This is a genomic window from Saccharopolyspora cebuensis, assembly GCF_039542665.1.
In the GTDB taxonomy this organism is placed as follows: Bacteria; Actinomycetota; Actinomycetes; order Mycobacteriales; family Pseudonocardiaceae; genus Saccharopolyspora; species Saccharopolyspora cebuensis.
Window position 1 is genome coordinate 557,530 of sequence record NZ_BAABII010000003.1, and the last position, 12,871, is coordinate 570,400.

General features: G+C 75.3%; 5 protein-coding genes. All 5 read left to right on the forward strand.

Annotated features, from left to right (window positions below):
* The first annotated feature begins 116 nt into the window (after window positions 1–116).
* Genes ABD976_RS05470 through ABD976_RS05490 form a run of 5 tightly spaced genes read left to right on the forward strand, consistent with a single transcriptional unit; the run spans window position 117 to window position 12,856 of the window.
* Window positions 117–3,440, forward strand: a complete 3,324-nt coding sequence (locus ABD976_RS05470) for a hypothetical protein (protein WP_345358074.1) — start codon at window positions 117–119, stop codon at window positions 3,438–3,440.
* Between the two features lie 40 nt (window positions 3,441–3,480).
* Window positions 3,481–7,491: a type VII secretion protein EccCa gene (gene eccCa, locus ABD976_RS05475; RefSeq protein WP_345358077.1), complete on the forward strand. Its 4,011-nt coding sequence runs from the start codon at window positions 3,481–3,483 to the stop codon at window positions 7,489–7,491.
* Window positions 7,488–8,885 carry a type VII secretion integral membrane protein EccD gene (eccD, locus tag ABD976_RS05480; RefSeq protein ID WP_345358080.1) on the forward strand — a complete coding sequence of 466 codons (1,398 nt, stop codon included), beginning with the start codon at window positions 7,488–7,490 and terminating at the stop codon, window positions 8,883–8,885. Before eccCa ends, eccD begins: the two co-directional genes overlap by 4 nt.
* Before the next feature lie 3 nt (window positions 8,886–8,888).
* Window positions 8,889–10,226 (forward strand): type VII secretion protein EccB, encoded by a 1,338-nt coding sequence (gene eccB / locus ABD976_RS05485; RefSeq protein WP_345358083.1) that lies wholly within the window; start codon window positions 8,889–8,891, stop codon window positions 10,224–10,226.
* Window positions 10,226–12,856 carry a hypothetical protein gene (locus ABD976_RS05490; RefSeq protein ID WP_345358086.1) on the forward strand — a complete coding sequence of 877 codons (2,631 nt, stop codon included), beginning with the start codon at window positions 10,226–10,228 and terminating at the stop codon, window positions 12,854–12,856. The genes eccB and ABD976_RS05490 overlap by 1 nt, the downstream gene beginning before the upstream one ends.
* The last annotated feature ends 15 nt before the right edge of the window (window positions 12,857–12,871 follow it).

The window sequence follows — 12,871 nt, forward strand, 5'->3', positions numbered from 1 at the left end:
CCGGGGCGGCGCGTTCCGGCGTCGCGGCGGAGCTGTTTCGAAGTGGTGCGCCGGGGCCTCCCGATGGCGGGGCTGACCCGGTGCGACGAGGTGACCAGGGGCGGTAGGAGCGGGACGTGGCCGACGAGAAGAGCGAGCACGAGCAGACGTACGGCTCGGAGGACGGCAACACCAAGACCATCGAGGGCGACGACCTCACCGTCGTCGGCAACGCCGAGGGGCAGGCCCCCGAGGGCGGGACGAACGACTTCTCCACGTGGGACTGGAAGCAGATCAAGGCCGCGCTGTTCGGTGCCGCGGCCATCTCCGGGAGCGCGGACGTCGACCCGCTCGACATCGTCGACCCGATGACCCTGGCGCAGGCCGCAAACAACTTCGACCACGCCCAGCAGACCCTGTCGGTCGTCGCGCAGAGCCTCCGCGCCCACGCCCAGGCCACCGCGGGACCGGAGGGCGCGTGGAAGGGCGAAGCCGCGAAGGCGTTCCTGGCCAAGATGGAGACGCTCGCCAACACCGTCGAGGCGCACGCCCTGATGCTCAGCGAGGGCGCCGGCGGCTCGGACAGCCCCTCGATCGGCGCCACGCTCCGGCACAACGCGAACTTCCTCGCCTGGGGCCGGGAAACGGTCGACTACTACGACGGGTACTACGCCGATCTCGCGCTGGACCGGGGCATCGCCGACACGTTCATGAGCGACGGCAAGGAACTGGTCATGGTCAGCAAGGACCCCGAAGTGGTCGAGGCCATGACGAAGTCGATGCGCCAGGTCATCGAGAAGGTGCAGGAGAACTACACCTGGAACGTGACCAACGACGGCCGGCCCTACATCCCCGACCCCGTCAAGGCGACCCCGGAGCCGCCACCGGGGCCGGGCGGGCCGCCGGGCGGGCCTCCGGAGGGCCCGCCGGAAGGGCCGCCCGAAGGACCGCCGGAGGTCAAGGGTCCACCGGAAGGACCGCCGGAGGGGCCGCCGGAGGTCAAAGGCCCGCCGGAAGGACCGCCGGAGGTCAAGGGGCCGCCGGAAGGGCCGCCCGTGGGTGAGGGACCGCCGGTCGGTGAGGGACCGCCCGTGGGTGAGGGACCGCCCGTGGGTGAAGGGCCGCCCGTGGGTGAAGGGCCGCCGGTTGGTGAGGGACCGCCCGTGGGTGAAGGGCCGCCGGTTGGTGAGGGACCGCCGGTTGGTGAGGGACCGCCGGTCGGTGAGGGACCGCCCGTGGGTGAGGGACCGCCCGCTGGCGGTCCGGAGCTGACCAAGAGCGCCGTCGACACGCCTCCGCCCGTGGGCAGCCCGCCCCCGGTGGATCCGCCCGCGTCCGCCGGTGGACCCGGCGGGACCGGGACGCCGCCGCCGGTCGGGGCACCTCCACCGGTCGGGGCGCCGCCGCCGGTCGGTGGCGGTGCGCGCACGCCGCCGCCGACCGGCGACCGGAACCGGCCGCCGGGCAACGTCCCACCGGTGACCACGCCGCCGACCCCGGACACCCCCGATCTCGGCGCCCCGCCGTCCGTCCCGGAGGTTCCGGCGCCGAACGGCGGCGGGTTGGGCGACCTGCCCCCGGTGGGCAGCGCACCGCCGGTGGGCTCGCCCCCGCCGGTGGGTGACGCGCCGCCGGTCGGCAGCGCGCCGCCGGTCGGTGAGACGCCGCCGGTCGGAAACCCGCCCGCGGTGTCCCCGCCGGGGGAGTGGTCCCCCGGTGCGGATGGGCCGCAGGCGCCCGGCGGCGGCAACCGCGGTGGCATGCCGATGATGCCGCCGCCGATGATGCCGCCGGGTGCCGGTGGGCAGGGCGGTGGCGCGGAGCGCTCGGATTCGTCGGGTCTGCTCGACGCCGGGAACCGGCCGTGGGAATCCCTCGGCTCCGGTCCCGCCGTGGGCGATCCGGAGGCGCCGGGCGGTGCGCTGCCGGGCGCTCCCTCCGTGGACTCGCCGCCCGTGGGCGACGCGCCGCCGGTCGGCGAGACGCCGCCGGTGGCGACCCCGCCCGGGGTGTCCCCGCCGGGGGAGTGGTCGCCCGGTGCGGACGCGCCGCAGGGCTCCGAGCAGGGCGGTCGCATGCCGATGATGCCGCCGCCGATGATGCCGCCGGGTGCCGGTGGGCAGGGCGGTGGCGCGGAGCGCTCGGATTCGTCGGGCTTGCTCGACGCCGGGAACGAGCCGTGGACCGGCTCCGGTCCGGTCGTGGGTGATCCGGCGGCCCCGGCGGGTGCGCTGCCCGGTGGCCCGGGTCTGGACGCGCCGCCGGTCGCCCCGGTGGAGACGCCCCCGGTGGAGGCACCGGTGGAGTCCCCGGTCGCCGAGGAGCCTCCGGCCGAGACGCCGGTGGCCGCCGGGCCGCAGCCGACGGAACAGGCCGGGCCCGGTGGCATGCCGATGATGCCGCCGCCGATGGTGCCGCCGGGTGCCGGTGGCCAGGGCGGCGGTGCCGAGCGCTCGGATTCGTCGGGTCTGCTCGACGCCGGGAACGAGCCGTGGACCGGCTCCGGTCCGGTCGTGGGTGATCCGGAGGCCCCGGCGGGTGCGCTGCCCGGTGGCCCGGGCCTGGACGCGCCACCGGTCGCCCCGGTGGAGACGCCCCCGGTGGAGACACCGGCCGCCGAGTTGCCCGGTGCGGGCGGGAGCTGGGTCCAGCTGGCACCACCGCCGGTGGTGCCGCCGGTGGCCGGTGCGCCCGAGCGCTCGGCCTCCTCGGGCCTGCTCGACGCGGGTGCCGAGCCGTGGACCGGCTCCGGTCCGGTCGCGGGTGATCCGGTGGCGCCGGGCACCGAGGTCCCGCCGGAGCGTTCCGGGGTGGCGGACGCCCCCGCACCGATGCCCGGTGTCGTGCCGGTCGTGCCCCCGGTGCTGCCCCCGGTCGGCGGTCCCGGCACGCCCGGCGGACCGCGACCGGAGGCCCCGGCCGCGGGTCCGCCGCCGGAAGCCGCAGCACCGGAAAGCGCAGCACCGGAAGCCGCGCCGGAAGCCGCAGCGCACGAGCCTGGGGCGCCCGAGCCGGAGTGGCCGCCGGACCAGGTCCCGGTGGTCCGGGAGGACGAGTCCACCAAGGACACCAGCGCCTGGGACGCCCCCGGTGTGCTGCCGTGGCTGGTGCCGCCCCCGGTGGGCGGGTCCGCCGAGCGCGAGCGGGACGAGCCGGCCGCGGACCACGTGCTGCGGGACAGCACCCCGTGGGAGCCGGACGACTCCGGTTTCGCGACGTGGCGGCGCGCGAACCTCGCCGAGGGGGAGCAGATCGAGCCGGAGGCGCCGGGCCTGCGGTGCGCCGGTCCGAACTACACCCGCGAGCAGCTGGCCGCGATGCGCGCCGAGGAGGAAGCCGAGGCCGAGGCCGAGGAGGAGGAAGAGGAGGAGAAGGAGCGCACCAGTTCGGACCTGCTCGTGAGGGATACCTCTGCGTGGGGCGGACGGACCTCCGCACCGCCTCCGGGCGTGCTGGGATGAGGCCGTTTCCCGGGTCGAGCGACACGAGCGAGGCGCAACCATGAGCACCATCACGGTGAAGCGGCCCCCCAGGGCCGCCGGGCCGGAGATGCCGGAGGGCGTGGTCGAGCTGCAGGAACCTCCGGTGATGGAGGAACCGGCGGCGCTCGACTTCCGCTCCATGGCGATGATCCTGCCGATGGGCATGGGCTCCATGGCGATGATCATGATGGTCTCGTCGCGGGGCGGCTCGTCGATGATGTACCTCATGGGCGGGGCCATGGCCTGCGCGATGGTGATCATGATCATCATCCAGATGACCCGTCCCGCTGCCGACCGCAAGCAGAAGATGGCCTCGGAGCGCCGGGACTTCCTGCGCTACATCGGCCAGTTGCGGGAGCAGGCCCGGGAATCCGCCGACCAGCAGCGGCAGGCCGTGGTGTGGAACAACCCGGCGCCGTCCTGGTTGTGGTCGATCGCCGCCGGCCCGCGGCTGTGGGAGCGGCGGGCCAACCACGACGACTTCGGCCGGGCCCGGATCGGCCTGGGCACCCAGGCCGCGGCGGTGGAGTACACCGCGCCGTCGACCAAGCCGATCGAGGACCTGGAACCGCTCGCGGCGGTCTCGCTGCGGCGGTTCCAGGAGGCCTACGGCACGGTGTCGGGCACCCCGATGTCGGTGGGGCTGCGCAGCTTCACCAGCGTGGAGTTCGCCGGGGCGCAGGAGCCCGCGGTCGACCTGGTCCGCTCGATCCTCGGTCAGCTCGTCACCTTCCACTCGCCGGACGAGCTGCGGGTGGCGGTGCTGACCGGCGAGCCGAGCCTGCCCGAGTGGGACTGGGTCAAGTGGCTGCCGCACAACGCCCACCCCGACGCGCACGACCCGGCGGGGCCGCTGCGGCTGCTGGCCAGCGACCACGACGAGCTGATGGACGTGCTCGGCGCGGACATCACCGACCGGCCCGACCACGACCCGAGCAGCCGCCCGGGCACCGTCGAGCCGTTCGTGGTGGTGGTCGCGCACTCCACCGAGATCCCGGAGTCCTCGCGGCTGCTCGACACCGGGCTGCGCAACGTGGTGCTGCTGGACCTGACCGGGCGGATGCCGGGCGGGGCCAAGGTGCTCCGGCTGACCGTCGAGGACGGCGAGGTGAGCTTCCCGGTGGGCGAGTCCACCGGGACCGCCCGGTGCGACGGGCTCAGCCGGGTGCAGGCCGAGGTGCTGGCCCGGTCGATGGCGCCCAAGCGCACCAGCGGCTCGGTGGACGTGGTGGACCAGCCGCTGGAGAGCGACTTCGAGCTCACCACGCTGCTGGGCATCCGCGATGCGCGCACCTTCGACGTGCCCGCGCAGTGGCGGCCCCGGGCCGCGCAGCGCGCCCGGTTGCAGGTGCCGATCGGGGTGACCACCGACGGCGAGGTCGTCGAGCTGGACCTGAAGGAACCCGCCCAGGGCGGGATGGGCCCGCACGGCATGCTGATCGGCGCCACCGGTTCGGGGAAGAGCGAGCTGCTGCGGACCCTGGTCGCCGGGCTCGCGGCCACCCACTCCTCGGAGATCCTCAACCTGGTGCTGGTCGACTTCAAGGGCGGCGCGACGTTCCTCGGCATGGACGAGCTGCCGCACACCTCGGCGGTGATCACCAACCTGGCCGACGAGCTGCCGCTGGTCGACCGGATGCAGGACGCGCTCAACGGTGAGCTGGTGCGCCGCCAGGAGCTGCTGCGGGCCAGCGGCTACTCCTCCTCGTTCGAGTACGAGAAGGCCCGCGCCGGGGGCGCGCAGCTCGTGCCGTTCCCGGACCTGCTGCTGGTGGTCGACGAGTTCAGCGAGCTGCTGGCCAGCAAGTCCGAGTTCATGGACCTGTTCGTCTCCATCGGGCGGCTCGGCCGCAGCCTCGGCGTGCACCTGCTGCTGGCCTCCCAGCGGCTGGACGAGGGCCGCATCCACCGCGTCGAGGGCCACCTGTCGTACCGGATCGCGCTGCGCACGTTCTCCTCGATGGAGTCCCGCGCGGTCATCGGCCAGACCAAGGCCTACGAGCTCCCGTCGGAACCCGGCAACGGCTACCTCAAGATCGACACCAGCACGCTGGTGCGGTTCAAGGGCGCCTACGTCTCGGGGCCGTGCCCGGAGCGCGAGGGCTCGGCGCCGGTCACGGCCGAGGCGCGGGCGTTCTCCGAGGTCGTCGCGTTCCGCGCCCAGCCGTACCCGAGCCTGCACCAGGTCCGGCAGGCCGCGGTGGAGCAGGACCGGGAGGAGCCCGAGCCGAGCGCGGAGCCGGAGCCCGGTGAGGACGCGCCGTCCTTGGTCGAGGTCCTCATCGACCGGCTCCGGGGCGCCGGACCGCCCGCCCGGCAGATCTGGCTGCCGCCGCTGTCCGAGGCGCCGAGCTTGGACGGCCTGCTGCCGAGCGTGGTGCCCGACCCGGAGCGCGGGATGTCGGCGAACCCGGGGCGCGACCAGCACCCGCTGCGCATCCCGGTCGGCGTCATCGACCGGCCCTACGAACAGCTCCGGGAGCTGATGGTCGCGGACCTGTCCGGTTCGGAGGGGCACGTGGGCATCGCGGGCGCGCCGCAGACCGGCAAGTCCACGCTGCTGCGCACCCTGCTGCTCGGCCTGGCGCTGCACAACACCCCGGAGGAGGTGCAGTTCTACTGCCTGGACTTCGGCGGTGGCGGGCTGATGTCGATCTCCGGGCTGCCGCACGTGGGCACGGTGGCGACCCGGATGGAGCGCGACCGGGTGGTGCGCACCATCGCCGAGCTGATGCAGCTGCTGGAACGCCGGGAGGCGCTGTTCGCCGAGCGCGGCTTCGAGTCGATCGGGGCGTACCTGGAGGCCCGCGAGCGCGGCGAGGTCGACGACCCCTACGGGCACGTGTTCCTCGTGGTGGACGGCTGGTTCACGGTCAAGCAGGACTTCGCCGACCTGGAGGAGCGGTTGGGCGAGCTCGCCTCCCGCGGCCTGTCGTTCGGCATTCACCTGGTGGTCGCGGCGACCCGGTGGTCGGAGATCCGCACCTGGCTGCGCGACCTGCTGGGCACCAAGTTCGAGCTGCGCCTCGGTGACTCGATGGAGTCCGAGATCGGCCACCGCAAGGCCGCGACGGTGCCGAACCAGGTCGGGCGCGGGATGACCGCGGACGGCTACCACTTCCTCACCGCGCTGCCCCGCCTGGACGGCAGCTCCGAGGCGGGCGACGTCTCGGAGGCGACCAAGACGGTCGCCGAGGAGATGCGCGCGTTCTGGCCGGGGCGCACCGCGCCACCGGTGCGGATGCTGCCGACCAGGCTGCTCGCCGCGGACCTGCCCGCGCCGCAGCAGCAGTTCCGGATGGCCCTGGGCCACGACGAGCAGCGGTTGCAGCCGGTGTGGCACGACTTCTTCACCCACCCGCACCTGATGGTGCTCGGCGACAGCGCGACCGGCAAGACCAACCTGCTGCGCCTGGCGCTGCGCTCGATCCGGCAGCGCTACGGCCCGGACGAGGCCAAGATCGTGCTCGGCGACGCCCAGCGCGACCTCGACCGGGAGGTCCCCGCCGAGTACAACGTCGGCTTCGGCTTCACCCCCGACGGCATGCACGAGCTGGCCGGGCAAACGGTGTCCTCGCTGACCAAGCGGTTGCCCGGCCAGGACATCTCCTCGGAGCGGATGCGCAAGCGGGACTGGTGGACGGGCCCGGAGCTGTTCCTGGTCGTCGACGACTACGAACTGCTCAACGGCTCGATGGGTTCGGTGCTGGACCCGCTGCTGCCGATGCTCCCGCAAGGCGTCCACATCGGACTGCACCTGGTGATCGCGCGGAGCACCTCCGGTGCGATGCGGGCGATGGCGGACCCGGTGCTGCGCCGGCTCTGGGAGCTCGGCACCCCGGCGCTGCTGCTGTCCTACCCCAAGGAGGAGGGCAAGTTCCTCGGGGAAGCGGCCCCGCGGACGCTGCCCCCCGGCCGCGCCCAGCTCGTCACCCGGCGCGGCATCCAGCTCGTCCAGACCGGCCTGGTCGAGGGAGATCCCGCGCTGGTCCCCCAGGCGGCGAACGCGAACGCGAAGGAGAACCGATGACCAGCGCCAGGGTCGCGGAGCTGTGCCGCGTCACCGTGCACGGCCCGGACGGCAGGGCCGACCTGGCGGTGCCGGTGTCCACCCCGGTGGCCGACCTGATGCCGGTGCTGCTCAGCCACACCAAGCGCCAGCCCGCCGACGACGACCCGGGTTCCTGGGTGTTGCAGCGGCTCGGCGAGCAGCCGCTGGACCCGGACGGCACCCCGGAGACGCTGGACTGGCTGGAGGGCGAGCAGCTGCACCTCCGCCCGGCCGCCGACCCGCTGCCGCAGCTGGACTTCGACGACGTCGCCGACGGGATCGCCACCCACGTCGAGGAGCGCCCGGACCGGTGGAAGCCGGAGTACGCCGCGCCGCTGTTCCGGGCGTTGTCGGGCGCGGTCGCCGCGGTGGTCGCGCTGGTGCTGCTCGGCGAGGGACCGACCGGCCTGCACGCCGGGTTCGCCGCCGGGCTCGGGGTCCTGCTGGCCGCCGCCACGGCCCCCTTGGCGAAGAAGGTCAAGGACGTCGCGATGATCCGGCTCACCGGGCTGGGCGGGGTCGCCTTCGCCGGGATCGCCGGGCTGATCGCCGCCGACGGGGCTGCCGGGATCGCGGTCCCCACCGTGCCCGGCCTGCTGGTGGGCACCGGCAGCGCGGCGTTCGCCGCCGCGGTGGTGCTGGTGCTGCACCGCTTCGCCGACCGGCGGATCCCGTTCACGCCGTTCCTCGCCGCGCTGCTGCTGGCCGTCGCGGTGCACGGCGCGGTGTGGACGGCGGTGGGCTTCGGGCTGACCCCGGGCCAGACCGCCGGGATCGCCGCCACGTTCGTGTTCGGCATCGTGGTGTTCGCGCCCAAGGTGACCATCCGGGCGGCCTTCCTGCGCGGACCGCAGCTCCCGCGCAACGCCAAGGACCTCCAGGAGGACATCGACCCCGCCGGGGCCGAGGACGTGGCCACCCGGACCACCAACGCCGACCGCTACCTCAGCGCCGCCCTGGTCTGCGCCGCCGCCGTGCTCGTCGGGGCCTTCCCGCTGATCATGACCGAGACCGGCTGGGTCACCTGGACGCTGACCGGCGTGCTGGCGAGCGCGGTGCTGCTGCGCACCCGCGCGCTGCTCGGGATGTGGCAGCGGGTGTCGCTGGCGGTGGCCGGGACGGTCGGGCTGGGCCTGGTGGTGCTGCACTTCGCGCGGACGTTCACCCCGGGGTGGCGCGCGGTGCTGGTCCTCGGCGTGCTGCTGGTGCTGGTGGGCCTGGTGCTGGCCGCGCTGCGCCCGCTGAACCGGCGGATGCTGCCGATCTGGGGCCACCTGGCCAACGTCTTCGACACCGTCACCGCCATCGCGGTGCTGCCGCTGCTGTTCCAGCTCCTCGGGCTCTACGCCTGGGCGCGCGGATTGGCCGGGTGAGCCGTGCAGACCCAGCGGGACCACGTCCACGCCTACCAGTTCCTGATGAACCGGATGAGCTCGGCGCTGGTGCTCGGCGACCCGGCCAGCGCGGAGGTCCCCGCCAGGCGGGCGAAGACCGGGCTGATCATCGGGCTGGTGCTCACGATCCTGATCGGCGTCGGGTTCGGCGTCTACGGGATCTTCGTGCCCGGCGGCAACGAGAAGTGGAAGGCGCAGGGCGCGATCGTGGTGGAGGAGGAGACCGGCACCCGGTTCGCCAACGTCGGCGGGGTGCTGCACCCGACGCTGAACTACGCCTCGGCGAAGCTGCTGCAAGGTCCGGGCTCCACCGTGGAATCGATCTCGCGGGCGTCCCTGGAGGGCGCCCCGCGCGGGGCGCCGATCGGCATCCCCGGCGCTCCGCAGACGCTGCCCCCGGCGGCGGGGATGGTCGGTTCGCGCTGGCTGGTCTGCCTGCCGAGCGCCGGTCAGGACGGCAGCGTCAACCTCGACTTCGACCCGGCCGCCGCCTCGGCCGCGCCGCCCGCCGACACCTACCTGCCGGTGCGGTCGGTGGACGGCACCGAGTACCTGCTGTGGCAGGGGCGCAAGCACCGGATGGCGGACCCGTCGGTGGCGGTCGCGCTGGGCATCGCCAACACCCGCCCGGCGACCGCACCGCCGTGGTGGCTCGACGCGGTGCCGGCCGGGCCGGTGCTCCAGGCGGCGCCGGTCGAGGGCGCGGGCAGCACCGCGGTCGGCGGTACCGCGCACCCGGTGGGGCAGCTCTTCGAGCAGCCGGTCCCCGGTGCCGAGCCGCAGCGGTTCGTGCTGCTGCCGGACGGCCTCGCGCCGGTCGGCCGTACCGAGTTCGCGCTCCAGGCCGCCCGCCCCGGGGCCGCGGACCCGGTGGTGCTCGACGCCGCCGCGGTCGCCGCGGCACCCCGCTCGGCCGACCGTTCGCTGCTCGACCGGCTGCCCGACCTCGGTGGCGCCCGCCCGCACGGCAGCGGCGACGCGCTGTGCCTGCGGCAGTCCCCGGCGGGCGACCAGGTGCGCAGCGAGGTCGTGCTCGCCCCGGCCCGGCAGGCGAGCGCCCCGGGCGGCTCGATCCACGTGCCGCCGGGCTCCGGGCTGGTGGTCGGCGCGGTGCCGGTCCCGCCCGGCCAGCGGGTGCCCGACCGCTACCTCATCACCGACCAGGGAACCAAGCACCTGATGCCGGACGACGAGTCGATCCGGTCCCTCGGCCTCGGCGCCGCGGCGGTGCGCCCGATCTCGAACGAGCTGCTCGCCACCCTGCCGACCGGCCCGGTGCTCAGCCGGGCGGCGGTGGGCGCGGGCGGGAAGGTGAGCTGATGCCCGCGCTGACCAGGCGCCGCCGCGACGAGCCCGACGTCCCGCTGATGAAGCAGACCGTGGGCAACGCCCTCGTGGTGTCCCCCGAGCGCCGGATGACCCCCGAGGCGCAGGAGATGGCGCTGTCGGTGGCCCCGGACACCGAGCACGACATGGTGGTCGTCGACCTGCCCGGTGACCTGCCGATCTCGGCGTGGGACTCGGTCGCCGCGCTGCTGCCCCGGCACCGGCGCGGCGTCCGGCTGGTGCTGGGCGGGCGCTCCCGGGAGGCCACCGCGCTGGCCGGGCAGTGGCTCTCCGAGCGCCTCGGCCGCACCGTGGTGGCCCCGGACGGGGTGATCTTCCGGGGGACCGGCGGGACGCTGTTCGTGCACTCCGGCAAGGGCAGCGGCTGGGTCCGGTTCCGGCCCGGCAAGGCGCCGGAGTGGGAGGCCAAGCGGTTCCCCCGGCCGATGTGGGACGCCGGCGTGGTCGAGCCGTGGCCGACCAGCTCCGTCGGCGTCGCCGAACCGATCCCCGGCGGGGTGTGGATCCACCCGGCGGTCCGGGATGCGCGCACCGGCGGGCACTGGGACCGGCTGACGCGCGGGATGCCGTGCCAGCCGGAGGTGCTCACCATCGTGCTGGGCTGCCCCGGCGCGCCCGCGCTCTCGCTCGACGACGTGGCGCGGTTCTGGCGCCGGCTGGACCCCGCGCTGCGGGACCGGGTGCGCTTCGTCCAGTACGGACCGGTGCACCTGCCCGAGGGCGACGCGCTCGGGCAGGCCCTCGCGGACCTGCTGCACACCAAGGTCGTCTGCTACAGCGGGATGCCGGTCGGTTCGCGCTTCGCACCGGACGTCTACACCATGCTCCCGGACGGCGAGCTGGGCTGGCACGCCTTCGCCCGCGAGCTCGGCTACGCGCCCCGCGGGCACGCCGCGCACCAGGACGCCCCGGTGCTGCTGAGCCACCGCGCCCCGTTCGCCGGCCTGGAGCAGGTCGCCCCGGCGGTGTACTGGTACACCCCGGACGCGGTCCTGGAGGTCGTGCAGTCGGGGCTGTGGGTGCGTCCGCCGGAGGGAGCGCAGAACGCCGACGCGGTGCGCGCCGAGCCGGGCAGCGCGGAGGTCAACGTGCTGTCCTACGACGCCGTCGACGAGCGCCGCGCCGCCCGGATGCGCCGGCTCGCCGAGGACGTGCTGGCCCGGTTGGACCCGGCCACCCGGGTCCGCTGCCGGATCGCGCCCGCCTCGGAGGCGGGCCGGGGCGCGGTGCGCGTCACCGGCCCGGCCGGGGGCGCCCTGGGCGCGGCACCTGCCCCCGACGCCCCGGCGGCGGGGTCCGCCGCCGCGCCGCCGGAGGCCATCACCGACGTCTTCGCCCCGGCCGTCGACGCGCCCCCGCCGGTCGAGGCGCCCTCGGCCGGGCCGACCGCGAGCCCGGTGTCCGCGAGCCCGGGGCCCGCGCCCGGAACTCCGGCCCTCGACGTCCCACCGCCCGCCGGAACCACCGCGCCGCCGGAGGCAGCCGCACCGCCGCAACCCGCCGCCCCGCCGGAGGCAGCCGCACCGCCGGAGACCACCGCACCGCCGGAACGCACCGCGCCGCCCGCGACCGGCGACGAACCCGCGTCGGCCATGCCACTCCGGTTGGAGAGCTCCCCGGTCCCCGACATCGGCGCCCCGGCGGAGCCGCCCGGCGCCCCCGCCGAGCCGCCGTCCCGGCCGGAGCCGGAAGCCGTGCCCGAGCCGGAACCCCGATCCGAACCGGAACCCCGGGCCGAACCGGAAGCGCGGGCCGAACCGGGAGCGCGGGCTGCCGAGGAGCGGCCCGCGCCGACCCCGGCGCCGCGCGCGCAGCCCGTGCCGCAGCCCGGGGCCTCGGCATTGCTGCCCGGCACCGGCATCGCCGAGGAACGCGCCTGGCTGCGCAAGTCGCTCAGCCGCGAGTTCGACGCCACCGCGCACTCGGTGTCCCGGATCATCAGCGAGCACCCGGGTTTCCAGAACGACGCCCGCTCCTCGTCCGACGTGCTGACCGACACCGTGGCCGTGCGGCTGTACCTCCAGGCGCACGGCGCGGCGGTCGACACCGCGCTGCGGACCGGCGCGAACGGCCCGCACGTGCCCTTCGCCCGCTGCGTGGTCTCCGGGTTGAGCACCCTGCCCTCGCACCGGGGGGCCACGGTGTTCCCGGCCTCGCCGTCCACGGAGCACTGGGAGCTCTACCGGAAGCGGCAGCTCGTCACCGAGTGGGGCTTCACGCACGCCCTGACCGAGCCCGGCGCGGAGCAGGGGGGCGAGGTCGACGTGCTGGTCTGGTCGATGACGGCCCGGCGCACCAAGCTGCTCGAACTCGACGGCGCCGACCGGGTGGACCACCGCGTGGTGTTCGCGCCGGGCACCAACTTCAAGGTCCTGGAGCTCGTCGAGCCGGGTGCCGAGGGGGAGCGGGGGCGGATCCTGCTCCGCGAGCTGGCGCACTCCGAGGTGGACGAGGAGGGCCGGGTGACCGCGCGCGCCGCGCTGGACGAGCTGGCCGGGACCTCGCTGCGGCGCTGCGTGGAGCGGTGGGCCGCGGGCCGCTCCAGCGGCGTCGTCGGCGAGGCGGCGCGCGCCCGGTTCGGCGCGCTGCCGGGGCTGGTGTAGCCGGACGTGCCGGTG